The sequence below is a fragment of the Mycobacterium sp. 134 genome (assembly GCF_048282715.1).
In the GTDB taxonomy this organism is placed as follows: Bacteria; Actinomycetota; Actinomycetes; order Mycobacteriales; family Mycobacteriaceae; genus Mycobacterium; species Mycobacterium septicum.
This window is the reverse complement of sequence record NZ_JBLVUN010000008.1, coordinates 1,132,551-1,158,771: the sequence shown is the minus strand read 5'-3', so window position 1 is coordinate 1,158,771 and position 26,221 is coordinate 1,132,551. Positions and strand designations below refer to the sequence as shown.

The 26,221-nt window shown below is 66.8% G+C and carries 27 protein-coding genes; 11 read left to right on the top strand and 16 right to left on the bottom strand.

Going from position 1 to position 26,221, the window contains the following annotated elements; all coding sequences use genetic code 11:
• Positions 1 to 127: 127 nt before the first annotated feature.
• The gene (locus tag ACNQVK_RS10295) at positions 128 to 718 is read right to left on the bottom strand and encodes a GNAT family N-acetyltransferase (protein ID WP_418029434.1); all 591 of its coding nucleotides are present in this window, start codon (positions 716 to 718) and stop codon (positions 128 to 130) included.
• A gap of 16 nt (positions 719 to 734) precedes the next feature.
• Entirely contained in the window at positions 735 to 1,157 is a 423-nt protein-coding gene (locus ACNQVK_RS10290) for a hypothetical protein (protein WP_418029433.1), read from the bottom strand.
• 19 nt (positions 1,158 to 1,176) lie between these two features.
• On the opposite strand from ACNQVK_RS10290, the gene ACNQVK_RS10285 reads away from it, so the two are divergent.
• Complete coding sequence (locus ACNQVK_RS10285) at positions 1,177 to 1,623, top strand: cupin domain-containing protein (protein ID WP_418029432.1); 447 nt, start codon at positions 1,177 to 1,179, stop codon at positions 1,621 to 1,623.
• Here ACNQVK_RS10285 and ACNQVK_RS10280 read toward each other — a convergent pair.
• From ACNQVK_RS10280 to ACNQVK_RS10220, 13 genes are all read right to left on the bottom strand, one after another.
• Entirely contained in the window at positions 1,613 to 2,338 is a 726-nt protein-coding gene (locus ACNQVK_RS10280; RefSeq protein ID WP_418029431.1) for a 3-keto-5-aminohexanoate cleavage protein, read from the bottom strand. The two genes, ACNQVK_RS10285 and ACNQVK_RS10280, sit on opposite strands and share 11 nt — an antisense overlap.
• Before the next feature lie 40 nt (positions 2,339 to 2,378).
• A complete protein-coding gene (locus ACNQVK_RS10275; protein ID WP_418029430.1) occupies positions 2,379 to 3,152 on the bottom strand; it encodes a VOC family protein in 774 nt (257 codons plus the stop codon).
• 62 nt (positions 3,153 to 3,214) lie between these two features.
• The gene (locus ACNQVK_RS10270) at positions 3,215 to 4,249 is read right to left on the bottom strand and encodes an acyl-CoA dehydrogenase family protein (RefSeq protein ID WP_418029429.1); all 1,035 of its coding nucleotides are present in this window, start codon (positions 4,247 to 4,249) and stop codon (positions 3,215 to 3,217) included.
• Positions 4,249 to 5,439 carry an acyl-CoA dehydrogenase family protein gene (locus ACNQVK_RS10265; RefSeq protein WP_418029428.1) on the bottom strand — a complete coding sequence of 397 codons (1,191 nt, stop codon included), beginning with the start codon at positions 5,437 to 5,439 and terminating at the stop codon, positions 4,249 to 4,251. Before ACNQVK_RS10265 ends, ACNQVK_RS10270 begins: the two co-directional genes overlap by 1 nt.
• Positions 5,436 to 6,359 (bottom strand): acyl-CoA dehydrogenase family protein, encoded by a 924-nt coding sequence (locus tag ACNQVK_RS10260; protein ID WP_418029427.1) that lies wholly within the window; start codon positions 6,357 to 6,359, stop codon positions 5,436 to 5,438. The genes ACNQVK_RS10265 and ACNQVK_RS10260 overlap by 4 nt, the downstream gene beginning before the upstream one ends.
• A gap of 5 nt (positions 6,360 to 6,364) precedes the next feature.
• Complete coding sequence (locus tag ACNQVK_RS10255) at positions 6,365 to 7,519, bottom strand: acyl-CoA dehydrogenase family protein (protein WP_418029426.1); 1,155 nt, start codon at positions 7,517 to 7,519, stop codon at positions 6,365 to 6,367.
• A gap of 34 nt (positions 7,520 to 7,553) precedes the next feature.
• On the bottom strand, positions 7,554 to 8,705 hold the full coding sequence (locus tag ACNQVK_RS10250) for a CaiB/BaiF CoA transferase family protein (protein WP_418029425.1): 1,152 nt from the start codon (positions 8,703 to 8,705) through the stop codon (positions 7,554 to 7,556).
• The gene (locus tag ACNQVK_RS10245; RefSeq protein ID WP_418029424.1) at positions 8,702 to 9,622 is read right to left on the bottom strand and encodes an SDR family NAD(P)-dependent oxidoreductase; all 921 of its coding nucleotides are present in this window, start codon (positions 9,620 to 9,622) and stop codon (positions 8,702 to 8,704) included. The genes ACNQVK_RS10250 and ACNQVK_RS10245 overlap by 4 nt, the downstream gene beginning before the upstream one ends.
• A complete protein-coding gene (locus ACNQVK_RS10240; protein ID WP_418029423.1) occupies positions 9,619 to 10,449 on the bottom strand; it encodes a TauD/TfdA dioxygenase family protein in 831 nt (276 codons plus the stop codon). The genes ACNQVK_RS10245 and ACNQVK_RS10240 overlap by 4 nt, the downstream gene beginning before the upstream one ends.
• Positions 10,446 to 12,302, bottom strand: coding sequence for a flavin-containing monooxygenase (locus ACNQVK_RS10235; protein ID WP_418029422.1), 1,857 nt, complete (start codon positions 12,300 to 12,302; stop codon positions 10,446 to 10,448). Before ACNQVK_RS10235 ends, ACNQVK_RS10240 begins: the two co-directional genes overlap by 4 nt.
• Positions 12,299 to 13,471, bottom strand: a complete 1,173-nt coding sequence (locus ACNQVK_RS10230; protein WP_055117395.1) for an LLM class flavin-dependent oxidoreductase — start codon at positions 13,469 to 13,471, stop codon at positions 12,299 to 12,301. The genes ACNQVK_RS10235 and ACNQVK_RS10230 overlap by 4 nt, the downstream gene beginning before the upstream one ends.
• Positions 13,472 to 13,536: 65 nt before the next feature.
• Positions 13,537 to 14,952: an aromatic ring-hydroxylating oxygenase subunit alpha gene (locus ACNQVK_RS10225; protein ID WP_418029421.1), complete on the bottom strand. Its 1,416-nt coding sequence runs from the start codon at positions 14,950 to 14,952 to the stop codon at positions 13,537 to 13,539.
• Positions 14,953 to 15,810, bottom strand: coding sequence for an SDR family NAD(P)-dependent oxidoreductase (locus tag ACNQVK_RS10220; RefSeq protein WP_418029420.1), 858 nt, complete (start codon positions 15,808 to 15,810; stop codon positions 14,953 to 14,955). It abuts the gene before it with no gap.
• A gap of 153 nt (positions 15,811 to 15,963) precedes the next feature.
• On the opposite strand from ACNQVK_RS10220, the gene ACNQVK_RS10215 reads away from it, so the two are divergent.
• The 10 genes from ACNQVK_RS10215 to frdD all read left to right on the top strand — a co-directional run bounded on the left by ACNQVK_RS10215 (position 15,964) and on the right by frdD (position 25,698).
• The gene (locus ACNQVK_RS10215) at positions 15,964 to 17,577 is read left to right on the top strand and encodes an SMP-30/gluconolactonase/LRE family protein (RefSeq protein ID WP_418029419.1); all 1,614 of its coding nucleotides are present in this window, start codon (positions 15,964 to 15,966) and stop codon (positions 17,575 to 17,577) included.
• A 5-nt stretch (positions 17,578 to 17,582) separates the two neighbouring features.
• Entirely contained in the window at positions 17,583 to 18,320 is a 738-nt protein-coding gene (locus ACNQVK_RS10210; RefSeq protein WP_273734550.1) for a GntR family transcriptional regulator, read from the top strand.
• A gap of 18 nt (positions 18,321 to 18,338) precedes the next feature.
• Entirely contained in the window at positions 18,339 to 19,892 is a 1,554-nt protein-coding gene (locus ACNQVK_RS10205) for an AMP-binding protein (protein ID WP_418034086.1), read from the top strand.
• A gap of 1 nt (position 19,893) precedes the next feature.
• A complete protein-coding gene (locus ACNQVK_RS10200; RefSeq protein ID WP_418029418.1) occupies positions 19,894 to 20,679 on the top strand; it encodes an SDR family NAD(P)-dependent oxidoreductase in 786 nt (261 codons plus the stop codon).
• Positions 20,676 to 22,160, top strand: coding sequence for an acyl-CoA synthetase (locus ACNQVK_RS10195; RefSeq protein ID WP_418029417.1), 1,485 nt, complete (start codon positions 20,676 to 20,678; stop codon positions 22,158 to 22,160). Before ACNQVK_RS10200 ends, ACNQVK_RS10195 begins: the two co-directional genes overlap by 4 nt.
• A 71-nt stretch (positions 22,161 to 22,231) precedes the next feature.
• Positions 22,232 to 22,474 (top strand): hypothetical protein, encoded by a 243-nt coding sequence (locus tag ACNQVK_RS10190; RefSeq protein ID WP_044521792.1) that lies wholly within the window; start codon positions 22,232 to 22,234, stop codon positions 22,472 to 22,474.
• A 9-nt stretch (positions 22,475 to 22,483) separates the two neighbouring features.
• On the top strand, positions 22,484 to 24,226 hold the full coding sequence (gene frdA, locus ACNQVK_RS10185) for a fumarate reductase (quinol) flavoprotein subunit (RefSeq protein WP_418029416.1): 1,743 nt from the start codon (positions 22,484 to 22,486) through the stop codon (positions 24,224 to 24,226).
• 1 nt (position 24,227) lies between these two features.
• Entirely contained in the window at positions 24,228 to 24,971 is a 744-nt protein-coding gene (locus tag ACNQVK_RS10180) for a succinate dehydrogenase/fumarate reductase iron-sulfur subunit (RefSeq protein ID WP_418029415.1), read from the top strand.
• A complete protein-coding gene (locus ACNQVK_RS10175) occupies positions 24,968 to 25,342 on the top strand; it encodes a fumarate reductase subunit C (protein ID WP_418029414.1) in 375 nt (124 codons plus the stop codon). The genes ACNQVK_RS10180 and ACNQVK_RS10175 overlap by 4 nt, the downstream gene beginning before the upstream one ends.
• Positions 25,339 to 25,698, top strand: a complete 360-nt coding sequence (gene frdD, locus ACNQVK_RS10170) for a fumarate reductase subunit FrdD (protein ID WP_418029413.1) — start codon at positions 25,339 to 25,341, stop codon at positions 25,696 to 25,698. The genes ACNQVK_RS10175 and frdD overlap by 4 nt, the downstream gene beginning before the upstream one ends.
• A 72-nt stretch (positions 25,699 to 25,770) precedes the next feature.
• Here frdD and ACNQVK_RS10165 read toward each other — a convergent pair whose 3' ends face one another.
• A complete protein-coding gene (locus ACNQVK_RS10165; RefSeq protein ID WP_418029412.1) occupies positions 25,771 to 26,220 on the bottom strand; it encodes an SRPBCC family protein in 450 nt (149 codons plus the stop codon).
• Position 26,221: the final 1 nt, after the last annotated feature.

The following is a 26,221-nucleotide window of genomic DNA, read 5'->3' as shown; positions in this document are numbered from 1 at the left end:
AGCTGAAGTGTCAGTGATTCAGGGGGCTGACGGCGTGACCGAAAGCCCCCAACTTGTGCGCTTCAGGACTCGACATGCCGCCACCCTACTAAACGCCCCCGGCAGTCGCGCAACCGAAATCCGCCCGTCACCGGTCCAGCCGAAACCGCAGATTGTTGCGCGCCGCCGGCCATTCGATGTCCAGGATCGAGTACACGACGGTGTCCCGACGGGAGCCGTCGGGCAGCAACTGTTGGCTGCGCAGGACTCCGTCGAGCTTGGCACCGAGCCGTTCGATGGCTGCGCGGCTCGCGAAATTGAAGAAGTGCGTGCGGAATTCCACTGCCACACAATTCAACTCGTCGAAGGCATGGCCGAGCATCAACAGCTTGGTCTCGGCGTTGATGCCGGTGCGCCGCGCTGCGGCGGTGTACCAAGTGTGCCCGATCTCCAGCCTCCGGTTCGGGCCGTCGACATGCAGATAGCTCGAAGAACCCACCAGCTTGCCGTCGAGGTCCCGCACCACGAAGGTCACGCCGTGATCGGCAGCTCGCAGCTCGAACATGCGCTGCACCCACTCGGCGGCACCGCCGGGCTTCGGCGTCATCGTGTACCAGAGCGACCCCAGCTCACCGTCGGCCGCCGCAGCGTCGATCTCGGGGATGTGTCCCGTCGTCAACGGCTCCAGCGTCACCCAGCGTTGCCCGGTCAACTCAACGGGTTTCACGAATTCGCCCATCAGCTCTACCTCTCGCTCATTGGCGGCCGCCGAAGGTCGACAACAACGACCACACCGAACACAACCCTGCCAGCACCGCCATGGCGCCCCCGACGTACAGGCCGTAGCCCGCCGCCACCGGCCCCTTCACGTTGAGCGTGTAGTACCACACCGTCACCGCCACCAGTGCCAGCGAAAGAACCAGCCCCGCAACCGAAGCCCACCGCTGCGACAGGCCGCGCCCGGCCATCGCCCCGGCCACGATCAGGCCGGCCCCCAGCAAAACGATCAGCTGCCCGGCGCCGAAACCATGCGGCAGCACGATGCTGCCCACCGCCCCGCCAATCGCATTGGCCCGGCCGCCGCCGTTGGCGCTGGTGGTCAGCCACGGCAACCAGGCCACGACTACCAGAACCGCAGCACACAGTGCCACCAGCCAACCTGGACGAAGACGAACCATAGCGACGAGACTATCGGGTGTGACCGAACTACCTGACTGGGCCAGAGAGCTCGATCTTGCTCCGCACCCCGAGGGCGGCTGGTACCGCGAGACCTGGCGTAGCGAACTGACGATCAGCCAGGCCTCGCTGCCGACGGGCTACTCGGGGCCCCGCGACGCCGGCACCGCGATCCTGTTCCTGCTGATGCCCGGCCAGCAGTCGGCGTGGCACACCGTGCGTAGCGCCGAGCTGTGGTTCCACCACCGGGGCAGCCCCCTGGTCCTGGAGATCGGCGAGGAAAAAGACACCGCGACAAGCCTTCTGCTGGGCCCTGACATCGCCGCCGGGCAGCACCCGCAACTGCTCGTGCCACCCGGCCAATGGCAGCGCGCCATGCCCCGCGACGACGAGCCCACGCTGGTCAGTTGTGTGGTGGTGCCGGGATTCGACTTCGCTGACTTCGCGCTCGGCGCGATTAACGACTGAGCAGGTCCACCGCGGCGGCGATCAGCGCCTCGTTGTCCCATGCGATGCCGCCGTCCGGCAGGAGCAGGGTGTCCTCCAGCCCGATCCGGGCCTGAGCGCCGCGGACCCCTGCGTGTTGCAGCAACGGCCAACAGCTTTCGTCCACGCCGTGCAACAACGCGGGCACCGACGGCGCAGCCGCGCCCACGACGGTGAGCAGGGCATCGGCCGTGCCGGTATCGCCGTCGGGCGGCAGCTCGATCATCACCCGCATGCAGTGCTCGGCGAGTTCGGAGGAAGCCCACGCCGCGGCCGCATCGGCGTGGAACAACCCGGCCTCGACTCCGATGCCTCTGTCCAGCAGCAGGCGGGCCAGGTCCTCGGCACCCGGCTCGTGCCAGTTCACCGACGCGAAATCGGGAAGCTCCGACCACTCCTCGACCGCCCGCAGCCGAGCGCGTGGATCGGGAAGTGCCCAATAGCCCGTCGTCACTCCGAGCGGCAGGCCCGGCACCTTGTGGCGCACCGCCGCAATCGCTGCGTCTACGGCATCAGCCGTCAGCGAGTCCGTGCCGTTCGCGGTCTTGGGGTGCAGATGCACGGCCTGTGCCCCGGCCCGGTGTGCCGCGACGGCCGCATCGGCGAGTTGCTCGGGGGTGACCGGCAGGGCCGGGTGTTGATCCGGGGTACGCGCGCCGTTCACGCACGCCTTGAGATACGTCGGGTTGCCGGGCATACCTTCATGCTTACCCGCGCGCACCCCGGTTCACACGCGATCAGTCCTGCAGCGACGACAGATTGAACCCGGCACCGGTCGGATCGGCCACCGCGGCCAGCCGCCCGTACGGTGTGTCCTCGGCCGCCCGGACCACCGAGCCGCCGTTGGCGACGATCAGCTCGATCGTCTTGTCCACGTCGTCGGCGCCGAAGAAGACGGCCCAGTCACCCGGCACCCCCTCGGGCAGATACACCGAACCGTCCATCACACCCACGAGTGCCTCACCATCGAAGTTCGCAGTGCTGTAACGGAATTCATCGGTATCCGACACCACCTCGGTGCTCCAGCCGTATACCGTGCGGTAGAAGTCCAGCCCCCCGGCGTAGTCCCTGGTGGTCAGCTGGTGATACACCGGCGCGCCGGCCTCGTTGAACACGGCGAAACCCTCGTGCCCGGCCGGCTGCCAGATACCGTAGAACACGCCCGCCGGATCAGTCATCATCGCCATCCGGCCCTTGGCCGGGATGTCCATCACACCGCCGCAATTGCCACCACCGGCCGCGATGGCCGCCGCCACCGTGGCGTCGGCATCGGCGGTGTGCAGATAGGTGGTCCAGGCATCCGGTGCATTCCACTGCGGGTCATTGCTCATCAGGCCCGCCACCACGTTGCCGTCGACGGATGCGGTGACGTAGCCGCCGTACTCGGGGCCGCCGGTCTCGTACGTCCAGCCGAACACCGCACCGTAGAACTGCTGGGCACGCTCAAGGTCGGACGTGGTCAGGTCGATCCAGTTGGGGGCGCCCAGCGCCGCGCTCTGACGGGTAACCACGATGGTGTCTCCTTCACGGTGAGTGGTCGGTCATGCATACCGACCGTCCCCGCGGAGAAAACTCATCGGTAGCGCGCGGAGATCCTCGCGCGGTGTTCGGCGGGCGAGCCGAACAGCGACCGGTTGAGCGCGGCCCGCTTGAGATAGACGTGCACGCCGCTCTCCCAGGTGTAGCCGATACCGCCGTGCAACTGCATGGCCTTGCCCGCCACTTCGACCGCCGCCTCGGTGGCATTGGCCTTGGCCATGGACACCGTGAGCGGCGCCGGCGCCGTGATCGCCGCGTTCACCAGCTGGCGGGCGACCGAGATTCGCACGAGCATGTCGGCACACGCGTGCTTGACGGCCTGGAACGAGCCGATCGGACGGCCGAACTGCTGGCGAACCCCGGTATAGGACACCGTGGTGTCCAGCATGGCTTGGGCGATGCCCAGGCTGTCGCAGGCCACGGCGAGCGCGGCACGATCGGCGAGCGCGCCCAGCCCCGCCTCAGCCTCACCATCGAATCGCCACACCGCATCCTCGTCGACCTCCACGCCCTCGGCCGTCACGGTGGCGAGGCTGCGGGTCTCGTCGAGCACCGGCTGCTCGGTGACCGTGAGTCCCGGCGCCGCGGCGGCCACGTCCACCAGCACAGCGACACCGTCGGCGTCACGGGCGGGCAGGAGCAGCCGCTGAGCTCCGGCCGCATCGGGCACAAAGGCGGCCCGGCCGTGGACGCGCCAGCCCAGCCTTGTGGTGGCCAGGTCGAACGGCGCCGGCTCGCCCGCACCCGGTAGGGCCAGTGCCGCACGGGTGTTCCCGGCCACCACCGCCTGCGACAACGCGTCACGGCTCTCGTTGGGTTGCACCGCATTCAGTGCACCGATGGCCAGCACTGCACCGCCGAGGTAGCCGGTCGCCGCGGCGGCCCGGCCCAGCTCCTCGCAGATCACCGCCACTTCGGCGAACGTCGCGCCGGCACCGCCTGCCTCCTCGGGGGCGTCCAGTCCGACCCACCCCGCCGAGACCAGCAGTGGCCAGTCGACGGTGTCCTTGGCCAGCAGATCAGCTGCCACGGACCGCAGTTCGTCATGAATCTCGGAAAACTCGCTCATCACACCGCACTCGGCTCTCGGGGCAGGCCCAGACCACGCTCACCGATGATGGTGCGCTGGATCTCGCTGGCTCCGCCGGGGATGGTCCATTCCCACGATCCGATGAAATCGAGCATCCAGGCGCCCGACTCCCAGCCGCTGGACGCCGGTTTGGCCAGCACGGTGTGGGCGTTCAGGCCACCGATCTCGGCACCGAATCCGGTCATCCGCTGCAACAACTCGCTGTAGTACAGCTTGACGATCGAGGCGTCGGCCGGGCCGGCCTGCCCCGCCTCGGTCCGTTCCACCAGATCCCGGCACAGCCCGCGCAAGCCGGACAGCTCGATCTCGAACTGCGCCAGCCGATCTGCCACCACCGGATCCTCGACCGGGGCGGCTTCGAGCAGCCAGTTGAAGCCCGCATTGCCCAGCCGTTCGGACAACTCGAGCATGGTCATGCCGCGCTCGGCACCGAGCGTAGCCTGGGCCACCTGCCAACCCTTGTTCACCGGGCCGATCAGATTGGCCGCGGGAACGGCGACGTCGTTGAGGAAGATCTCGCAGAAATGCGAATCCCCCACAGCATTTCGGATCGGCCGCACATCGATACCGGGTGTGGTCATGTCCATCAGGAAGTAGGAGATGCCATGCCGCTTGGGTGCTTGCGGATCGGTGCGCGCCAGCAGCAGACACCAGTCGGCGTGCAGAGCGCCACTGGCCCAGAGCTTCTGGCCGTTGACGACAAAGTTGTCACCCTCGGCGCGGGCGGTCGTGCGCAGGGCCGCCAGATCGGACCCTGCCTCCGGTTCCGAGAACCCCTGCACCCAGATCTCGCCGTCGAGGATGGCGGGCAGGTGACGGCGCCGCTGTTCCTCCGAGCCTGCCGCGAGCAGGGTGGAGGCGGCGTGGTGGATCCCGACGAACGCCAGCACCAGCCGAGGCGCGTCGTGTGCGGCCAGTTCCTGATACAGCACGATCTGCTGGGGAACGGACATCTGCTGTTTCGCTCCTCGCGTGCGCGGTCCACCCCCCCACTCCGCCGGCCAGTGCGGAACCGCATATCCGGCGGTGTGCAGCTCGGCGAACCAGGCTTTCTGGAACGACACGAACTCATCGTCTCCGACACCGGTCTGGTTGGCGCGCCAGTCTTTCGGGACGTGGGCCGCGCACCAGTCCCGTACGGAGGCCCGGAACTCGTCGAGGTCGGTCATGACGAGAACAATCCGGTGAGTCCGCGCCGGCCGAGCCGGACGGTCAGGGTGTCGCGGGTTCTGGACACCCCGAATGGCAAGCGACGCAACGGCTGGCTGTAACGCGACAGCCAGGACAGCGTGGTTTCATCGCAGAAGCCGACGGCCCCGTGCAGCTGATGGCACACCCGGAACACCACCTCGGCCGCCTCGATCGCGGCCAGGCGCAATGCCAGCGCGTCGTTGATCGCCTCGTCGGCGGGGTTTGTGACCAGGCTCCACAGCGCGTACTTCGCCAGGATGTCGGCGCCGCTGCGCTCCACCTCGGCATCGGTCAGCTGGAACTGCACGCCCTGGAACGACGACAGCGGCTGGCCGAACTGCTTGCGCAGGCTGACGTGTGAGACCGTCAGATCGATGGCCCGGTCCAGCATGCCGAGCAGGGTCCACGACGGCAGCACCAGGGCGAGCGCCACGTCCTCCAGGCCGGCACCGTCCACGGAAGACAGCTCCAGCGCGGTGGCGAACGACGGACCGGAGGCACCGGTTGCGATCACCGTACTGCGCGCGCCGTCCAATGTGACAGCGGCCCAACGGTTGTCCAGCCCCTGCAGCGCAGCCTCGGGCGCGTCGGCATCGATGACGACCAGTCCATCGACGTCCAGATCCGCCGGGCGCGCCAATCGCTCCGCGACCGGATAGGGCAGCGCCCAATAGCCGGCACTGCGGCACACCGCGGCCGCTGCCTCCAATGAGTCCGCATCGCCGCGTGGTTCGAGCTCGAACACACCAAGGCCTTCCAGCACAGGCATGACCAGCCCGGCCCGGGTGTCCGGCTTGGCGTCGGCCTGGGCCAGCAGCTGATCACCGCCGGCGGACTCGAATGCCTTCAGGGCCTCGCGGCCATACTCTTTGGCGTCATCGCTGAGATCCAGAATCATCGCCGTCACGCCTTTCCGGCCAGCATGGTCCTCGACAGCAGGATGCGCTGCATCTCGATGCTGCCCGAGGACACCGTCGACGCCTGCGAGTACCGCCAGTGGTCCTCGACCTCGGCGCGGAAGTACTCGGTTTCCGGGCCACCACCCCGGGGCAAGACCGCGGCGATCTCCATGAGCACCTCGGCGCTCTCCTGATCCAGCCTCGTCACCGCGATCCGATACGCCGCGGAGTCACCGGGATTCACTCGTCCGGTGGCCTGCATCGACACCACCCGGTAGGCCATAAGCCGGGCCCGGCGGCAGTGTGTCAGCATCCGCGTCCAACGGCCCCGGAGTTCGGCGGGCAGTTGCTCCCACTTGTCTCCGAGCACCTCGGGCGCGGTCTGCAGCAGCCGCTCGCAACGCGCGTAGCGGGCGATACCGACGCGCTCGAAGGACACCACGTCCTGCACGATCGACCAGCCCTGGTCCACCGTGCCGAGCACATCGGCCTCGGTGACCCTCAGGTCGTCGAAGAACACCTCGTTGAGATGGTGCGGGCCCATCATGGTGCGGATCGGACGTACCTGAATTCCTGGCGAATCCATCGGCACCAGGAAGATGGTCATGCCCTGCTGCTTCTTCTCACCTTTGGAAGTGCGGGCCAACAAGAAGATCCACTGCGCCATGGTGGCGTACGAGGTCCAGATCTTCTGGCCGTTGACCCGCCAGCCGTCGTCCTCCCGGCGGGCGAACGTGCGCAGCGAGGCCAGGTCCGAACCCGCCTCGGGTTCGGAAAAGCCCTGGCACCAGATCACTTCACCATTGGCGATCGGCGGCAAGTGCTTGCGCTGCTGCTCCTCGGTGCCGTGTCGCATGATGATCGGCCCGACCCAGTTGACGCCCATGTACTGGGCCCCGCGCGGCTCGTGGTGCGCCCACATCTCCTCGCGCACCACAGTCTGCTCCCAGACCGAGGCGTCGCCGCCGCCGAACTCCTTCGGCCACGACATGCACAGCAGGTGCTGCTGCGCCAGCGTCCGGCAGAACTGCTGCGCCACCGCCAGATCCGCGGGGTCATCGGTGAACGCGCCGAGATAATCAGCGGGAACCTGGTCGGCGATCAGCGCCCGCAGCTCACCCCGCAGCGTGTCGGCGGCTTCGCCAAAATCGAAATCCACTCCTGGCCTTTCTGTTCCTGCTCCGGTTCGCCCGTTACCCGGCGATGTCACGTGGGCCGAGCTCGGCAAGCACCTCGGCGGTATCGGCACCAAGTTCCGGTGCGTACCCGGCGACGTGACCCGGAGTCCGGGAGAACCAGGTGGGTACGCCGGGCATCCGTACCCGGCCGTGCGGGGTGTCGACGGTCTCGAACAGTCCGACGGCGTTGAGGTGCTCGTTCTCGAACAGCGCGTCCGGAGTGAGCATGGGCGCGGCGGGAATCTCCAACTCGGTGAACAGATCCAGCCACTCCGCGGTGGTGCGTTCCTTGAGGGTCTGGGCGACCAGCGCGTACACCGTGTCGATCTGCTTGGCTCGTTGTTCCAGCGTCGCGTACTCGGGGCTGTTCCAAGGGGGTTGTACCCGGTCGATGAAGGCGTTCCAGTGCTTGTCGTTGTAGACGAGCGCCGCGATGTGACCGTCCTTGGTCTCGTACGGCTTGCGGTTGGGGGTGACCGCCCGCGGATACACCGCGGGCCCGAGCGGGGGGTCGAACATGGCGCCGTTGGCATGTTCGACCAGCATGAAAGAGGCCATGGTCTCGAACATGCTGACCTCGACCTCCTGGCCCTCGCCGGTGCGCTCCCGGTGGAACAGGGCCATGGTGGTGGCGTAGAGCGCAGTCAGCCCGGCCACCTTGTCGGCCATGATGGTGCCTACGTAGGAGGCCTCGCCGGTCAATTGCTGTTGCACCGCGGGCAATCCGCATTCGGCCTGGATGGTGTCGTCGTACGCGGGCCGGTCGGCGTCCGGGCCGCGCCGGCCGTATCCGTAGCAGTTTGTGTAGACGATGCCCGGGTTGATCGCCGCCACGTCGTCGTAGCCGAAGCCGAGCTTGGTGATGGCCTTGGCCCGCATCGAGTGGATGAACACATCGGCGTCGGCGATCAGGGCGCGCAGGTCGGCCTTGCCCTGGTCCGAACGCAGATCCAGCACCACGCTGCGCTTGCCCCGGTTCACGTTGACGAACACGCCGCTCATTCCGGGAGCCGGACCCACCGAGATGTAGCGGGTGTTGTCGCCGGCCGGTGTCTCGACCTTGATGACGTCGGCGCCCATGTCGGCCATGATCTGCGTGCAGTACGGCCCCATCACCATGGCGGTGAGGTCGATGACCCGAATGCCCTGCAGTGGACCGGATGTCATGAGTTGGCCTCTTCCGCAGCTCGTCCGAAGCTGTACCGGATGTGATCGGCATGACCGTCGGGAACCACCGGGAAGATCACCGGCTCGCTCACATCGCGGATGCGGTCCATCTGCTCACCGACCTCCTCCACAGTCCACGACGGCTGGTACACCCCCGGGGATTCGGCGACGACCGCACGGGCCATCCGCCCGGCGATCGCGACGAAGAACTCGCCGGTGACCGAACAGGATTCGTGCGCCAGCCAGCCCACGGCCGGGGCCACCAGATCGGCGCCCATCGGCGGGTACGCCGAGGTGTCCAGGCCCTCGGCCATCCGGGTCACCGCGCCCGGAACGATCGCGTTGCACAAGACACCCTCGTCGGCGCCCTCCAGTGCCACCACATTGCACAGTCCGAGGATCCCGGCCTTGGCCGCCGCGTAGTTGGCGACCTGATGGTTGCCGTACAGCCCGCCGATCGACGACGTCAGCACCACGCGGCCGTATCCGGCCTGGCACATCAGCGGAAATGCCGGGCGCACAACGTGGAACGCGCCGCGCAGGTGCACGTCGAGCACGGCTTCAAAGTCGTCGTAGCTCATCTCTTTGAGCGAGCCGCGCCGCACGGTGCCCGCGTTGTGGATCAGGATGTCCACGCGACCGAAGCGCCCGACAGCCGCGTCGATGATGGCCTGGCCACCTTCGGCGGTGGCCACCGAATCCGTGACGGCGACGGCTTGACCACCGGCCGACACGATTTCGTCGACGACGGCCTGGGCCGGCCCCGAGTCGGTACCGTCCCCGGTGAGACTGGCACCGGGATCGTTGACGACGACCTTGGCGCCCCTCGACGCGAGGAGCAAGGCGTATTCGCGCCCCAGTCCCCGGCCGGCGCCGGTGACGACGGCGACGCGATCGTCGAATCTGAGTGTGCTCAAGCGAAGGGCTCCTCGCCCTCGAGTTTGGTGCGCTGCAACAGCCGCCCCGACGTCGGGTCATACGGTGTGGCCCGGTGCATGGTCCCGGTGTTGTCCCAGATCACCAGGTCGCCGACGGTCCACTTGTGCCGGTAGGTGAAGTCCGGCTGGGTGGCCCAATCCCGCAGTCGTACCAGCAGTTCGGCACTCTTGCGGAAGTCGATGTCGGTGATGTGGCGGGCAGTGGCGCCGAGCACCAGCGACTTGCGGCCGGACTGATGCGTCCACACCAACGGCAGTTCCCGGTCACCGATCGCCATCATCCGGCGCAGCGCCTTCGCGCTGGGTTCCGGGTCGTAGTAGAACATCGTGTTCCACGCCGAATGCATGACGCGCAGGCCCTCGATCTCGGCCTTGTCCTCATCGGACAGGTCGTCGTAGGCGGCGTAGGTGTTGCAGAACTCGGTGTCGCCCTCCTCCGGGTTACCCAGCGCCACGCTCTGCAGCAGCGAGGCCAGGATCGGCACCTCGTTCATCGTGCCGTCGATGTGCCAGTACAGCGAGCCCTTGAGGTAGTCGGCCTGCTTGTTCACCTCGGTGTCCAGGGACACCTTGTACAGCTTCTCGCCCGCATGCTCGGGGGCGAAGGTGCCGAGGGTTTCGGTGAATGCGATCTGCTCGTCGTCGGTGAACCCGATCTGCGGGAACACCAGCACCCCGCGCTGTTCCAGCAGTTCCCGGATTCGCCCGGCATGTTCGCCCGAGAGCAGCGCAGCCTTGTCGGCCCGGATCTCGGTTCCGATGCGCGGCTTGATGTCCCGGGTCTCGAGCGCGGTAGATGTCGTCATGAGGTGAGCTCTAATCCGTCGAGGTCGCCCTTGGCCCGCCATTCGGCGATCAGCTCGTCGAACGCGTAGAAGCCGGGCGAGTAGAAATCGCCGAGGAATGCGCCGTTGCGCTCTGCGCCACCACGGCCTTCGTTGTTGTAGTAGCCGGGCGTGCAAGACAATTCGAATGCCGAGTTGTCGATCGCCAGTTCCCCGACCGTGGCGACCCAGGCATCCTGCCCCTCCTGGCTCGGCTCGACCGTGGTGGCACCCCGGTTCTGCGCCTCGGCGATGATGTAGGCGATGTGCTTGGCCTGCTGTTCGAACATCGCCGTGGTGTTGGCCGATACGCCACCCTGGATGAAGCCCATGAAGAACTGATTGGGGAAGCCACGGCTGGTCATCCCGTGCAGGGTCTTGTAGTCGTTCTGCCAGTAGTCGAACAGCTCCAGCCCGTCGCGACCCACGATCTTGTCGATCGCGAACCGGCGGCTGATCTCGGTGGAGATCTCGAAGCCGCTTGCGAAAACCACGCAGTCGACCTCATATTCGACGCCGTCGGCGACGATCCCCTTCTCGGTCAACCGCTCGACACCCTTGGATGCCGAGACGTCGACGAGCGTCACGTTGGGGCGGTTGAACGTGGACAGATAGTGCTCACTGGACGTCGGTCGCTTGCACATGAAGCGGTAGTACGGCTTGAGCGCCTCGGCGGTATCAGGATCCTCGACGATCTCGGCGACCAGACGACGCAGCCGCTCCATGATCTTGAAGTCTTCTTCTTCCCGGAACGCCATGATCTGCTCGATGGTGACCGAGGCCGGGTCCTCGCTGGCCGCAATCCGGGCGGTCAGGTTGCGCCCGAGCTCGGTCCAGAAGTCGCACACCAGGTCTGGTTCACCGAACACCACTCCGACGAACGGCGACCAGTTGTGGAAGTTGCGCTTGCGTTCCTCCTGCCACCCCGGCTGCAGCGACGCGGCCCAGACCGGATCGGTGGGCGGGTTGGTCCGGGCGTCCACCGAGGACGGCGTGCGCTGGAAGACGAAGAGTTCCTTGGCGTCGCGGCCGAGGTGGGGTACCAGCTGGATACCGGTTGCGCCGGTGCCGACAAGGGCGACGCGTTTGTCGGCCAGCTTGTGCAGGCCGCCGTCTGCGGTCCCTCCGGTGTAGTCGTAGTCCCAGCGCGCCGAGTGGAACACGTGTCCGCCCGCGGCCTTGTATTCCTTGATACCGGGGATGCCCGGCAGCTTCGGCACGTTGTAGGAGCCCTGCGCCATGACGACGAAGCGGGCTCGGATGTCGTCGCCCCGGTCGGTGCTGATTCGCCACCTCTGGGTCTCGTCCTCCCAACGCAGTTCGCGCACCTGGGTGGAGAACAACGCGCCATCGTAGAGGCCGAAATGCTTACCGATGTTGCGGCAGTGCTGGAAGATCTCGGCGCCGTCGGCGAACTTCTTGCTCGGCATGAAGTCGAGTTCTTCGAGCAGCGGGATGTAGCAGTAGGCGTCGTTGTCGCACTGGATTCCGGGGAAGCGGTTCCAGTACCACACCCCGCCGAAGTCACCGGCCATCTCGATGACCCGGATGCCCTCGACACCGGCCTTCTTCAAGTACGCCCCGGCCAGCAGGCCGGCGAAACCACCGCCGAGGATGACGACGTCGGCGTCCTCGACGATCGGATCGCGCTCGGTCACCGTGGTGTACGGGTCGACCTCGGAGAACTCGGCGAAATCACCGTCCAGTTCCAGGTACTGGTCACCACCCTCGGGCCGCAGGCGCTTGGCCCGCTCGGCGGCGTACTTCTCCCGGATCGCGTCGACGTCGAAATCGGTTGGGGTCTCGGTGGGCCCGCACGTGTTCGGTTGGGTCATGCGTTGGCCTTCTCCGGGAGCGCGGCCGCGTGCAGGGGGGCGGGCATGTCATGGACCGCGGGGAGCACCTCGGCGGCAAACAGCTTGGTGGACTCCATCGCCTTCTCGTACGGCATGGTGCCGAACTGCGGGACGATGGTGACCTCGCAGAACGAGCAGGCCTCCTGGGCCGCCTTGAGCTTCTCGAACACCGTCTCGGGGGTTCCGATCAGCAGGTTGGACGCGTGGTACCCGGGCGGGCCGCCCTTCTTCTGGTTGCCGACCTCGGAAGCCAGCACCGCGGTGGCGCTGGCCTCGCGGGCGGCGTAGGCCTCGTATCCCTTGACGCCCTTGAAGTTGGATGCGTCGGCAAAACCGTAGTGCACGTTGACGTCCCGGTTGGCCGTCCAGATCCACTCTTCCGTTTGAGCCACCTCGTCCTCGGAGCCCACGCAGTACATGAACATCACGTTCTTGGGCTGACAGGGCCCGAGGCCCTCCTCGGCGCGGAAGGTGTTGACCTTGCGCACCTCCTCACCGGCATCGGTGATCGGCTTGTTGCCCACGAACAGCGGCACCATGCCGCGCCGGGACAGGATCTCCAGCGACTCGGCGGTCGAGGACGAGCTGTAGATGCGGTCGAACAGGTCGGTGCTGATCGGCTCGGGCCGCAACGACATCTCCGGGAACGAGAAGATCTTGCCCTCATAGGAGAACCGCTCACCGGAGAAGGCCAGCTTGAGGATGTCCAGCGTCTCGTTGAAGCGATCGCGGCTCTCCTCCCGCGGCACGCCGACCGCGGCGAACTCGCCCTTGGACACCCCGCGGCCCAGGCCGATCGTGGTGTAGCGGCCGTTGGAGACGATGTCGAGGTAGGCGATCTGGGTGGCGAGCCGGATCGGGTTCCACCACGGCACCACCGCCACGAACGTGCCCAGGCTGACCCGCTCGGTGCGTCCGGCGAAATAGGTCAGGGCTTGAATCGGGTTGGGTGTCATGCCATATGGCGTGCCGTGGTGCTCGGGGAACCAGATCCCGTCGAAGCCGAGCGGCTCGGCGAGGTCGCCGAGGGCCAGCGCGGCCTGCACGCATTTGTAGTCCGGGGTGGCCGGCGGGGTGCTGAAGTCACCGGCGAGTACGCGCTCCCAGTCGTGGGAGTTCTGCGCTCCGGTACCCAGATTAACTTTCATTGCGGCTCCTTCTTGGGCGATTTGTGGAGTTTTGGCCGTGTTCGCGACGGCTGAGGCTCCACAAATCACTGGATGTCGGTGGGCTCTCCCGTGCCCATGTACTTGGAAAGCTGGTAGTGCAGGTTGACCGTGCTGCGTTCGCGATAGGGATTGGGCAAAGTTCCGGGGAAGCCTGCCGATTTCATCCCTTGCTGCACGGCCGCCATGTTCGAGAAATCCTGCGGCAGCACCGACAGCCAGTTCGGTGAATCCTTCGGGGTATAGGCCCATTCGGTCTCGGGCTCTTCGCCTTTCGGGTACAGCTCGAAGACTGCGACCTCGAAGATGCACTTGTCCGGGTTGTAGCCCGGATCGGGTCGTGCCGCGTAGCACAGCGCGCTGGTCAGGCCCTGACCAACTTGGAAGTTCGGGAAGATCTGCCAAGCCGTGCCGCTCTGCCCGAGGATGTCGGGCGGGATGGTCGGCCAGGTCACGCCGCGCGCCTCGTCATCGCGGCGGGCCGAGGCCAGCCAGTGCTGCAGCACCTCGTCGGCGGGCGTGCCCTCGGGAAGCTCGTCGACGAGCCGCTTGGCGGCGTTCACCAAGGTCTTGGTCGTCGTCGCGTTGGTCTCTTCCATGGTGTAGACCTGCATCTCGGCGGTGGAGATGCGCGGATCACCGATTCCCAGACGGATCTTGGACTTGGTCTCGTCCAAGCCTTTTGGCGCGTCGTAGCCGATGTTGCTGTGCTTGCCCTGCGCCTTGGCCCAGCCCTTGAACTCGCCGAACTTGTTGAACTCCGGGTGCGTGGTGAACACGTGGTAGGTCTCGTTGAAGGCCTCCATCGCGACCTTCCAGTTGCAGTCGAAGGACAACCATTTGCGCCACTTGTAGCGCATGTTCTCCAGACCGAACGGGTCGAGGATCTTGGCGGCCGGCATCAGGTAGTCGGTCAGCGACTCACAGTCGGGATCCATGTTGATGAACAGCCACCCACCCCAGGTGTCCACCTGCACGGGCGCGAGGTGGGTGTTGCGCGGTGTGAGTTTGCCCTGCCAGTCGTCCTGTTCCCGGATGTGCGTGCAGGTTCCGTCGAGACCGTAGGTCCAGCCGTGGAATCCGCAGACGAAGGACTTCCGCGCGCGGCCGGTCGCGTTCTTGGCGCCTTCGGGATTGTCGATGAGCTTGCGTCCGCGGTGCATGCAGACGTTGTGGTGGGCAGTGAAGGTGTGCGCGCCGGTTCGAACAATGATGATGGAGTCGTCGAGGATGTCGTAGGTCAGGTAGCTTCCGACCTCGGGAATCTCCTCGACGCGGCCGACCTGCTGCCAGACCTTGCGCCACAGTCGATCCCGTTCGGCGCGAGCGTAACTCTCGGAGATGTAGGCGTCGACCGGGATGGTGGTCGGCTGGGACAAATCCTCGGCGATCTCTCCGCTCGCGTCGTCCGGTTCGGCGTCGACCTCCATGGCGGCGTCGAGATGGGATTCGGTATGAGCCATTTAGATCCTCCTGATGGCTTCGCGGAAGTCGTCGTCCTTGAGGAACAGTGAGGTGTTGTCGGCGCCGAGGTGGGTCCAGCGCAGGTTCAGCCCGCCGTCGACCAGGATGGTCTGGCCGGTGATATAGCTCGACAGATCCGAGAGCAGGAACAGGATCGCCCCGGCCTGCTCCTCGGGAGTACCGCGGCGGCCCATCGCGATCGCCCGCTGGTCCCGCTCGGGGTCGGCATCGACATAGGTTGCCGAGGCGGCGGTTTCGGTCACCCCCGGGGCGACGGCGTTGACCCGGATCCCTTCGGCGGCGAGCTCTGCGGCCATGGTCCGGGTGGCCGCCACGATCGCGGCCTTCGCCGTGCCGTAGGCGACGTGATACGGCGCGGTGTTCATCCCGCTGATCGAGGACACCGACACGATCGAGCCCGGGTTCCCCTGGCTGCGGATCTCAGCTGCCACAGCCTGGCTCATGAAGAACATGGTTTCCAGGTTCGCGGTGAACAGCTCGCGCCAGTCCGCCCGTGAGACCCGGGTGGCCGGCATCCAGGTCGACGGCGCCGCGCCGCCGGCGACATTCACCAGCCCGTACAACGTTCCTTGTCCGTCAGATTGGAGCCGGCGCACCTGCTTCAGCACCGTCGCAATGCCCTCATCGGTGGACGCGTCGGCGGCGACCGTCACCACGTTCAGTCCCTTGTCGGCCAGCGGTGCGACGTGCGTGTCGAGGTTGTCCTGGGAGCGGCTCACCGCCACGACCGTGGCCCCGGCCTCGGCCGCCATCCGCGTGACAGTGGTGCCGATGCCGCCGCCACCGGCGCCCGACACCACCACAACCCGGCCGTCCAAGCTCAGGGAACTGTCCATCCGCACCTCAATCGGCTTAATTGTCCGGACAACAAATGGCGATCTTCATATTGGAGAACACTATTCCCCAGCACTTATTCAACCGTCAAGGGTGGATCCGAGGTTCTCGGCGGCTATTGTCTGGACTACGGCGAGTTGCTAACGTCCGAGGTCATGAGCGCCCCATCGGCAAATCCCCGCATCGCCAACGCGAGGTACACCGCAAACCCGTCCGTGGCCGAGAACTGGACGCTGGAGCAGGTCACGGGCCCCAGCAGGCTGTTCGGCGCGAACGGCCTGCGCACCGGCCCGGACGGCCGGATCTACGTCGCCCAGGTCACCGGCAGCCAGATCAGCGCCCTCGACCTCGAAACCGGACAGCTCGAAACCGTCAGCGCCAAGGGCGGCGACATCATCGCCCCCGACGACGTGGCCTTCGACCCGAGCGGCAACCTGTACGCCACCGAGGTGATGGACGGCCGGGTCAGCGTGCGCGCAGCCGACGGCACCGCCCGCGTGCTGCGCGACGACATCCCCTCCGCCAACGGCATCACCTTCCACCAGGGCAGGCTGTTCGTCGGAGAATGCCGCGAGGGCGGGCGGCTCATGGAGTTCGACCTGGCCGGCGGCGCCCCGCGCATCCTGCTGGAGGACGTGCCCTCACCCAACGCCATGGAAGTCGGCCCCGACGGACTCTTGTATTTCCCGGTGATGGGCGCGAACGAGATCTGGCGTATCGATCCCAGCGGCGGCGACCCTCAGGTGGTGGCCGGCGGGCTCGGAGTACCGGACTCGGTCAAGTTCGACGCCGACGGCTACATCGTCTCCACGCAGGTGGCCAGCGGGCAGGTGCTGCGCATCGACCCGCGCAACGGCGAGCAGACGCTGCTGGCCCAGCTGAACCCCGGCCTGGACAACTGCACCTTCGTCGACGGCCGGCTGTTCGTGTCGAACTTCACCGGTGAGATCACCGAGATCCTGTCGGGTGGCGGCACCGAGGCCCTGTTGCCGGGCGGGCTCAACTGGCCGCTCGACCTGACGGTCGGCCCCGACGGCGATCTCTACGTCGCCGACGGCACCTACTTCTACCGGGTGAACCCCGACGGTGGCCTGCAGACCGTCGCAATGCTGTTCTCCCCCGGCTATCCGGGCTTCCTGCGTGGCGTGATCGCTTCGGGCCCAGGTGAGTTCATCGTCACCACCGCAGCGGATACGGTCTCCCGGTTCCGCCCAGCCGGGGCCGAGGACGAGGTGAGCCAGATTCTCGCCAGCGGCATCGACCAACCCTACGGAGTGGCACAGGCTCCCGATGGGTCGGTGGTGGTCGTCGAACAGGGTGCGGGACGGCTACTTTCGGTGCGCGACGGTTCGGTGAGCGTCCTGGCATCTGGCCTGGACACCCCGGTCGGTGTGGTGATCGGGCCGGACGGCGCACCGCTGGTGTCGGTGGCCGGCGCGGTTGTGCGGGTGAGCGGCGGAGGTGTCGCGCCGCTGGTCGACGGATTGCACACGCCGCACGGCATTCTCGTGCGCGACGGCGTGCTCTACATCGTCGACTCCGGCAGCAAGGCACTTGTTGGCTACGACCTGAACGATGCGGGCCGCACCACGATCGCCACCGGGCTGCCGGTCGGCCCGCCGCCCGGAGTGACACCCAAGCCGCTCAAGGGCATGCCGCCGTTCTCCGGCCCCCAGGGTCCGTTCGCCGGGATCACCGCGGGGGCCGATGGAACGCTATACATCTCGGGCGACGGCGACGGCAGCGTGCTGGCGCTGCGCAGAGGCTGACACCGATGACACTCACTCCTGCTGACCACCGCTACCTGCAGGTCGCGCGCACCCTGCGCAAGGAAATCGTCGACGGGGTGTACCCGGTGGGCTCACAGTTGCCCACCGAACACGAACTGTGCGAGCGCTTCGAGGTCAGCCGCTACACCGTGCGCGAGGCGCTGCGGCGCCTGCGCGACGACAACCTCGTCACGTCACGGCCGCGGGCCGGCACCACGGTGGCCCAGCGGGCCGCGACCAATACCTATGCCCAGGACGTGGTCTCGATCAACGACCTGCTGGCCTTCGCCACCGGCGCCCAGTTCACCATCGAGTCCAATGCCATGGTCACGATCGACAACCAATTGGCCCAACGCACCGGGCTTCCGCTCGGCGAGGAGTGGCTGGCGGTCCGCGGCTACCGGCAGGCCGACGGCGATCCGGCACCGGTGTGCCGCACCGAGTACTTCATCAACCGCAGCTTCGCCGCCGTCGGGCGGCTGCTGCAACGGCATTCCGGTCCGATCTTCCCGTTGATCGAGGATCTGTTCGGGGTCAGCATCGTCGAAGTGCACCAGGAGATCTCAGCTATCGTCACGTCCGCCGAACTCGCCGCGGGCCTCAAGGTCGGCGCAGGCACCGCGGCCCTGCAGATGCAGCGGACCTACACCACCTCCGACGGGGAGATCGCCCAGGTGACCGTCAACACCCACCCGTCCGACCGGTTCCGCCACTCCATGACGATGCGCCGGGTCAAGGGCTGAGGCACGGTGCGAAATCTGGTGCGACGGGACGAGGCGCGTTCGGACGACGCCTACGCCCGGGGGCTGTGGGTGTCCACCACCTTGGCCGACGCCCTGGCGGACGCGGCGTGTGAGAGCCCCGACCGGGCATTGGTGGTCGACGGCGACATCACCCTGACGGCGCGCGAATTGCATGACCGGGCACGGGCACTGGCACTGCGGCTCACCGACTGGATGCCGCCGGGCAGCGTGGTGTCCTTCATGCTGCCCAACTGGCACGAGGCCGCGATCATCTACCTGGGCGCCACGCTGGCCGGCATGGCGGTCAACCCGATCCTGCCCTCTCTGCGCGACCGGGAACTGAGTTTCATCCTCGACGATGCGCACAGCCGCGCGATCTTCATCCCCGCCCAGTTCGGCAACCACGACTACGCCGCGATGCTCACCCGGGTGTGCGCAGGGATGGCCACGCCACCGGAAGTGGTGGTGCTGCGCGGGGATCCGGGCCCGCACCGCTCATTCGAGGCACTGCCGGCCGCGCCCGACCGGGCCCTGCCCGCGCTCGACCCGGACGACGTCCGGATGATCATGTACACGTCCGGAACCACCGGGCGCCCCAAAGGGGTGCTGCACAGCCACAACTCGATCAACGCACTGATCCTGCAGCTGCGTCAGCACTGGATGATCGACCGCGGTGACACGTTCCTGGTGCCCTCCCCCATCGCCCACATCGGCGGTTCCATCTACGCCTTCGAATGCCCCCTGCTGTTGTGCAGCACCGCCGTGCTGATGGAGCGCTGGAACGCCGAGGACGGCGTGGCCCTGATGACCGAACGCAAGTGCACCCACATGGCCGGGGCGACACCGTTTCTGGAGCAGCTCCTAGGGGCCGCCGAACGATCCGGTACCCGGCTGCCCGATCTCAAGGTGTTCATCTGCGGTGGCGCATCGGTGCCTCCGTCGCTGATCCGGCGGGCGTCGGACTACTTCGAGCGAGCCGTGGTCAGCCGGGTCTACGGCTCCACCGAGGTGCCGGTGACCACCGTCGGCTCACTGACCCCCGGCGGCATCGAACACGCCGCCGAGACCGACGGCCGTCCCGGTATCGCCGAGATCCGACTGGTCTCCGGCGAGATCCGGGCCCGCGGCCCGCAGATGCTGCTGGGCTATCTGCACCCCGAGGACGAGATCGAATCCTTCGACGAGGACGGCTTCTTCCGCACCGGGGACCTCGGCCGATGGGTGGACGGCGACTACCTGCAGGTGACCGGGCGGGCCAAGGACCTCATCATCCGCAACGGCGAGAACATCTCCCCCAAGGAAGTCGAGGACCTCCTGGTCGGCCACCTCGGCATCCTCGAGGTGGCCGTGGTGGGCCTGCCCGATGACCGCACCGGGGAACGTGCCTGCGCGGTACTGGTGACCGCCGACGGCCACCACCCCGACGTGACCGACCTGGGCGGGGTCCTGGCCCAGCACGGGCTGGCCCGATTCAAAACACCCGAGCGGGTGGAGATCTGGGACGCCCTGCCGAAGAACGACGCGGGCAAAGTGTTGAAGCATCACATCCGAGCCAGGCTGAAGGGCGAATAGAATGCAGGTCGCGATCGTCACCGGAGCCAGCAGCGGCATCGGATTCGGCTGTGCCACCACGCTTGCCGAGGCGGGCATGGCGGTGCTCGGAACCGGCCGCGACGAGGACCGGCTCGCCGAACTCGAACGGGCCGTGGGCGACCCGGACCGGATCGCGACCCTGGCGGTCGACCTGACCGACGACGACGCACCGCAGCGCATCGTCAAGGCCGCGTTGTCCCGCTGGGGCCGCATCGACTTCCTGATCAACAACGCCGGCATCGGCAGCCCCAAACCCTTGCACGAGACCGACGACGAAACCTTGGACCACTTCCTCGGGATCATGCTGCGGGCGCCGTTCCGGTTGGCCCGAGATGTGCTGCCACACATGGGGCCCGGCTCGGCGATCATCAACGTCACCTCCACGTTCGCCGTCGTCGGCGGGCTGCGCGGCGGAGCCTACTCGGCTGCCAAGGGCGGATTGACCGCACTGACCACCCACATCGCCTGCCAGTACGGCGCGCAGGGCATCCGGTGTAACGCGGTGGCCCCCGGTGTCACCGTCACTCCGATGGTCGAGCGGCGTCTCGACGATCCGGGCTTCCGCAAGATGCAGACCGAGATGACCCCACACACCCGCCTGGGCCGGGTCGAGGACATCGCCGCCACCGTGGCGTTCCTGTGCTCCGACGGCGGTGCCTTCATCAACGGACAGACCATAGTCGTCGACGGCGGCTGGAGCTCGACGAAGTACCTGTCCGATTTCGCGCTGCGCGCCAACTGGATTGAGGACGGTTCTCAGTCATGAATGTCTTCGCGGTGCTCGATCAGGCCGCCGCCCGCTTCGGTGACCGGGGCGCGGTCTTTCTGGGCGAACGTCAACTGCTCACCTGGGCGGAGCTGCGCGACCGCGTACTGCGCCTGGCCACCTCGCTGAAGGCACTCGGTGATCGTGGCACCCGCGTCGCCGTCGCCAGCGAGAACCGGCCCGAGATCGTCGAGCTGATGTTCGCCATCTGGGCGGCGGAGTGCGTTTTCGTACCGATCAACTACAAACTGCATCCCCGCGAGATGGCCGACATCCTGGCCGATTCCGGTGCGGCGCAGGTCTTCACGTCGGCCAAGATCGCCGGCGGCCTGGCCGCGTCCACCGGAGTACCCCTCGAGATCATCGGCACCCCGGACTACTCGGCACGGTTCGCCTCCAGGCCGTCAACCGTGCCGACGACCGATCCGGGCTCGCTGGCCTGGCTGTTCTACACCAGCGGAACCACCGGAAAATCCAAGGGCGCCATGCTGTCCCACCGCAACCTGATGGCGATGACGGTGGCGCATCTGGCGGACTTCGACGATCCGGACGAGAACTGCAGCCTGATCCACGGTGCCCCGATGTCGCACGGCTCCGGTCTGTACATCCCGCCCTACGTGCTGCGCGGTGCCCGTCAGGTGATCCCGGAATCGGCTGCGTTCGAACCCGACGAGTTCCTGGACCTGTGCGGCCATCACCCCGGTAGCAGCGCCTTTCTGGCACCGACCATGGTGCAGCGCCTGATCCAGACCGGCCGGCCCCGGCCCGAGAACCTGAAAACCGTGGTCTACGGCGGCGGACCGATGTACGTCGACAGCCTCAAGAAGTCCCTGGCCGCCTACGGCCCGATCTTCGTGCAGCTCTACGGGCAAGGCGAAGCGCCGATGACGATCACCGGGCTGCGCCGCGCGGACCACGTCGATGCCGACGACGCGACGCTTGGCTCTGTCGGTTATCCGCGGTCCGGCGTCGAGGTCGCCGTGCTCACCTCCGACGGCACCCACGCGGCCGTCGACGAGATCGGCGAGATCGTCTGCCGCGGTGACGTCGTCATGTCGGGGTACTGGAACAACCCGACCGCCACCGCAGCCACACTCAAAGACGGCTGGCTGCACACCGGTGACATGGGTTCCTTCGATGCGCGCGGCTACCTCACCCTGCGCGATCGCTCCAAGGACGTGGTGATCAGCGGGGGCAGCAACATCTATCCCCGCGAGGTGGAGGAAGCGCTACTGGAACACCCCGATGTCGTCGAGGCGGGCGTGGTGGGCGCACCCGATGCGGACTGGGGTGAGGTGGTGGTCGCCTTTGTGGTCGTGTCCGACGCCGCGCTCGATACTGCAATGCTCGACGCTCACCTGCTGGAACGCATCGCCCGGTTCAAGCGGCCCAAACGCTACGAGTTCATCGACGCGCTGCCGAAGAACAGCTACGGCAAGGTGCTCAAACGCGAACTGCGGGAGCGGCTGGTACAGCAATAGACGGGTGGGTCTCGACAGGCATACTCTGATGTGATCTGGATCACTTATGCCGGACCCGAGGAGGCGGGATGATGACCGCCACGACGACGCATTTCCCCAGCCAGAAGGCGCCCTGCGGACGCACCACCCAGGGCGATCACCATATCGAGGATGACGACGACGGCCTGAGCTTCGACGACTTCACGTTCGCCTGCGGCTGCCGCGAGACTCGGCACACCTACCACGACGGCTGCGTGAGCATCCGCACCATCAGGCACGACGGCAAAGTCCTCCGAGACGAGCGCTGCCGCGAACATGAGGCCTTCGAAGTCTGAGATCAGCCGATGACGGCCTCACACGACATAGTGGTGATCGGAGGGGGCGGCGCCGGTCTGCGCGCCGCGATCGCCATCGCCGAGACCGACCCGCGGCTGTCCGTGGCGATCGTGTCGAAGGTATATCCGATGCGCAGCCACACCGTCTCGGCCGAAGGCGGGGCCGCGGCGGTGGCGGGCGCCGACGACAGCATCGACGAACACGCCTACGACACGATTTCCGGCGGGGACTGGCTGTGCGATCAGGACGCCGTCGAAGCGTTCGTCGCCGAGGCGCCCCGCGAGCTCATGCAGCTCGAGCACTGGGGTTGCCCGTGGAGCCGGACCCCGGACGGGCACATCGCTGTTCGCGCCTTCGGCGGCATGAAGAAGCTGCGCACCTGGTTCGCCGCCGACAAGACCGGGTTCCACCTGCTGCACACCCTGTTCCAGCGGGTGCTCTCCTATCCGGGCATCGCACGCTACGACGAATGGTTCGCCACGACACTGCTGGTCGACGACGGTGCGGTCCGCGGTCTGGTCGCGATCGAGCTGGCCACCGGACGGATCGAAACCATCCTGGCCGACGCCGTGATCATGTGCACCGGCGGCTGCGGCCGGGTGTTCCCGTTCACCACCAACGCCAACATCAAGACCGGCGACGGAATGGCGTTGGCGTTCCGGGCCGGAGCACCGCTCAAGGACATGGAATTCGTGCAGTACCACCCCACCGGGTTGCCGTTCACCGGCATCCTGATCACCGAGGCCGCCCGCGCCGAGGGGGGATGGCTGCTCAACAAGGACGGCTACCGGTACCTGCAGGACTACGACCTGGGCACGCCCACACCGGAACCCAAGCTGCGCAGCATGGAACTCGGCCCTCGCGACCGGTTGTCGCAGGCGTTCGTCCACGAGCTGGAGAAGGGCCGCACCGACGAAACCCCTTACGGTCCGGTGGTTTACCTGGACCTACGGCACCTGGGCGCCAAGCTCATCGACGCGAAGCTGCCGTTCGTCCGGGAGCTGTGCCGCGACTATCAGCACATCGACCCGGTCTCCGAGCTGGTGCCGGTACGACCCGTCGTGCACTACATGATGGGTGGCGTCCACACCGACATCACCGGTGCCACAACGCTTCCCGGGCTCTACGCGGCCGGCGAGACCGCGTGTGTCAGCATCAACGGGGCCAACCGGCTGGGTTCCAACTCACTTCCCGAACTGCTGGTGTTCGGCGCCCGCGCCGGATGTGCCGCGGTCGAGTACGTGTCGCGGGCCGGCGCGGCCTCCGCCTCGGTACAGACGCAGGCCGACACCGAGGAAGAACGCCTGGAACACGACCTGAGCCGACGCGCCGAACGCGGCAGTGAACGCATCGCCGACCTCCGCACCGACATGCAGAGCGTGCTGGAGACCGCGGCAGGCATCTACCGCGACGGCCCGACCCTGACCAAGGCGGCCGAGCAGGTACGGGAGCTGCAGGAACGCTTCGCCAATGCCGGCATCGACGATCACAGCCACACCTTCAACACCGAGCTGCTGGCGTTTCTGGAGCTGTCGGGGATGCTCGACATCGCCCAGACGATCATCGAATCCGCCTCGCACCGCACCGAATCCCGCGGGGCACACCAGCGGACCGACTTCCCCAGCCGCGACGACGAGCAGTTCCTCGCCCACACCATGGCCCATCGATCACCCGACGGCTCAGCGCGGATCGACTACCTGCCGGTCACCATCACCCGCTGGCCCCCGGGCGAACGCGTGTACGGGAGATGAGATGGCAGACCGAATTGTCATGGAAGTGGCTCGATATCGACCCGAAACCGATACCGAGCCGGTGCTGCAGTCCTACGACGTTCCGCTCACGCGGGAGTGGGCGGTCCTGGACGGGCTCAACTACATCAAGGACCGGCTCGACGGCACGCTGAGCTTCCGGTGGTCATGCCGGATGGGGATCTGCGGCAGCTGCGGGATGACGGTCAACGGTGACCCGAAACTGGCGTGCGCCACCTTTCTCGTCGACTACCTGCCCGGGCCGGTGCGGGTGGAACCCATGCGCAACTTCCCGGTGATCCGCGACCTCGTCGTCGACATCAGCGACTTCATGACCAAGCTCCCCCGGGTCAAGCCGTGGATCATCCGCGACGACGACGAACCGGCCGAGGATGGCGAATACCTCCAGACGCCAGCCGAAATGGATGAGTTCAAGAAGTTCAGCATGTGCATCAACTGCATGCTGTGCTACTCCGCGTGCCCCGTCTACGCGCTGGATCCGGACTTCCTCGGGCCCGCGGCGATCGCGCTGGCCCAGCGGTACAACCTGGATTCCCGCGACGAGGGCGAAGAAGACCGTCGCGATGTGCTGGCCGCCGCCGACGGGGCGTGGGCGTGCACGTACGTCGGTGAATGTTCGGTGGCCTGCCCGAAGGGTGTCGATCCGGCCGGCGCGATCCAGCGCTACAAGCTCACGGCGGCAACACATTCGGCGAAGAGCCTGCTGCTCCCGAGGGCCGCGCGATGACGACGTATCGACAACCGGTCCCCCTGTTGTGGTGGGTCAAACGACCCTCCTACCTGCGGTACATGCTGCGCGAGGCCAGTTGCAAGTTCGTGGCCTGGTCGGTGGTCTACCTGGGATTGCTGGTGTGGGCCCTCGGCACGGACCGCTACGACTGGTTTCAGGATTTCAGCACCCACTCCGTGGTGATCGTGCTGAACGTGGTGACACTGGCATTCCTGTTGTTGCACACCGTGACCTGGTTCAGCCTCGCGCCTCGCGCGATGGTCGTGCACCTGCGGAGCCGGCGGGTGCCCGCGGGCGCGGTGCTCGCCGGCCACTACGCCGCATGGCTTGTCGTCTCGATGGTGATCGCATGGGTGGTGCTGGCATGAGCGCGCCGGCCCGCCGGACGCCGGAACCGTACTTCTGGCTGTTGTTCTCGGCCGGCGGCATGGTGACCGCGCTGACGCTGCCGGTGCTGATGTTGCTGTTCGGCGTGGTGTTCCCGCTCGGCCTGATCGACACGCCCGACCCCGCACATCTGCTGGCCGTGGTGCGCAATCCGCTGACCAGGATCGTGCTGGCCGGCATCTTCGTGCTGGGGTTGTTCCACTGGGCCCACAGGTTCCGCTTCATGCTCGAACACGGGCTGAAGCTCGGCCGCTTCGACCGGGCGATCGCGGTCTGCAGTTACGGCGCGGCCGTTTTGGGCTCGATCGTGGCGATCTGGCTGCTGGTCACCCTGTAACGGCGAGCAGACGCAGACTCGCACTTTCACCAGTGGTTTTGTGCGATTCTGCGTCTGCTCGCGAGAGAAAAATTACGACGACGCGTAGAGCGACTTGAACTTGTTGAGCGACTGCTGGATATCACCCTTGAGCGCGGCGGCGACCACCATGCCGATCGGCCCGAACAGGGCCGGCCCACCGAGGTGCACGTCGAAGGTGACCTTCGCGCCGTCCACTCCATCGACGGCGGCCGGCGCGATCTTTCCGATCAGCTTGACCTTTACCCCGCCACGGCCATCGCCGTTGAGGGTCAAGGAGTGCGGCGGCTTGTAACTCACCAGCGTCCACTTCACGCGGTTCAGCATCCCCTTGACTTCGACGATCGAGTCGATGACCGTGCCCTTTTCCAGGGTTTCGGGCAGCTTCGACCGCCAGGCCCGGTGGATGCTGAGCCAATCGTCGTATCGGGACAGATCAGAGGCGTACTCCCACGCCTTCTCCGGCGGCAACGGAACATCGACGGAGACAGACAATTTGGCCATA

Coding starts and splice junctions, on each gene's coding strand:
- ACNQVK_RS10250 (WP_418029425.1), bottom strand. CDS start 8,705: ATGACATCCGGTCCACTGCAGGGCATTCGGGTCATCGACCTCACCGCC.
- ACNQVK_RS10270 (WP_418029429.1), bottom strand. CDS start 4,249: ATGAGCGAGTTTTCCGAGATTCATGACGAACTGCGGTCCGTGGCAGCT.
- ACNQVK_RS10215 (WP_418029419.1), top strand. CDS start 15,964: ATGAGCGCCCCATCGGCAAATCCCCGCATCGCCAACGCGAGGTACACC.
- ACNQVK_RS10230 (WP_055117395.1), bottom strand. CDS start 13,471: ATGAAAGTTAATCTGGGTACCGGAGCGCAGAACTCCCACGACTGGGAG.
- ACNQVK_RS10165 (WP_418029412.1), bottom strand. CDS start 26,220: ATGGCCAAATTGTCTGTCTCCGTCGATGTTCCGTTGCCGCCGGAGAAG.
- ACNQVK_RS10295 (WP_418029434.1), bottom strand. CDS start 718: ATGGGCGAATTCGTGAAACCCGTTGAGTTGACCGGGCAACGCTGGGTG.
- ACNQVK_RS10265 (WP_418029428.1), bottom strand. CDS start 5,439: ATGACCGACCTCGACGAGTTCCGGGCCTCCGTACGGGACTGGTGCGCG.
- ACNQVK_RS10290 (WP_418029433.1), bottom strand. CDS start 1,157: ATGGTTCGTCTTCGTCCAGGTTGGCTGGTGGCACTGTGTGCTGCGGTT.
- ACNQVK_RS10225 (WP_418029421.1), bottom strand. CDS start 14,952: ATGGCTCATACCGAATCCCATCTCGACGCCGCCATGGAGGTCGACGCC.
- ACNQVK_RS10195 (WP_418029417.1), top strand. CDS start 20,676: ATGAATGTCTTCGCGGTGCTCGATCAGGCCGCCGCCCGCTTCGGTGAC.
- frdA (WP_418029416.1), top strand. CDS start 22,484: ATGACGGCCTCACACGACATAGTGGTGATCGGAGGGGGCGGCGCCGGT.
- ACNQVK_RS10240 (WP_418029423.1), bottom strand. CDS start 10,449: ATGACGACATCTACCGCGCTCGAGACCCGGGACATCAAGCCGCGCATC.
- ACNQVK_RS10220 (WP_418029420.1), bottom strand. CDS start 15,810: ATGGACAGTTCCCTGAGCTTGGACGGCCGGGTTGTGGTGGTGTCGGGC.
- ACNQVK_RS10260 (WP_418029427.1), bottom strand. CDS start 6,359: ATGATTCTGGATCTCAGCGATGACGCCAAAGAGTATGGCCGCGAGGCC.
- ACNQVK_RS10175 (WP_418029414.1), top strand. CDS start 24,968: ATGACGACGTATCGACAACCGGTCCCCCTGTTGTGGTGGGTCAAACGA.
- ACNQVK_RS10280 (WP_418029431.1), bottom strand. CDS start 2,338: ATGCCCGGCAACCCGACGTATCTCAAGGCGTGCGTGAACGGCGCGCGT.
- ACNQVK_RS10235 (WP_418029422.1), bottom strand. CDS start 12,302: ATGACCCAACCGAACACGTGCGGGCCCACCGAGACCCCAACCGATTTC.
- ACNQVK_RS10200 (WP_418029418.1), top strand. CDS start 19,894: ATGCAGGTCGCGATCGTCACCGGAGCCAGCAGCGGCATCGGATTCGGC.
- ACNQVK_RS10210 (WP_273734550.1), top strand. CDS start 17,583: ATGACACTCACTCCTGCTGACCACCGCTACCTGCAGGTCGCGCGCACC.
- frdD (WP_418029413.1), top strand. CDS start 25,339: ATGAGCGCGCCGGCCCGCCGGACGCCGGAACCGTACTTCTGGCTGTTG.
- ACNQVK_RS10180 (WP_418029415.1), top strand. CDS start 24,228: ATGGCAGACCGAATTGTCATGGAAGTGGCTCGATATCGACCCGAAACC.
- ACNQVK_RS10190 (WP_044521792.1), top strand. CDS start 22,232: ATGACCGCCACGACGACGCATTTCCCCAGCCAGAAGGCGCCCTGCGGA.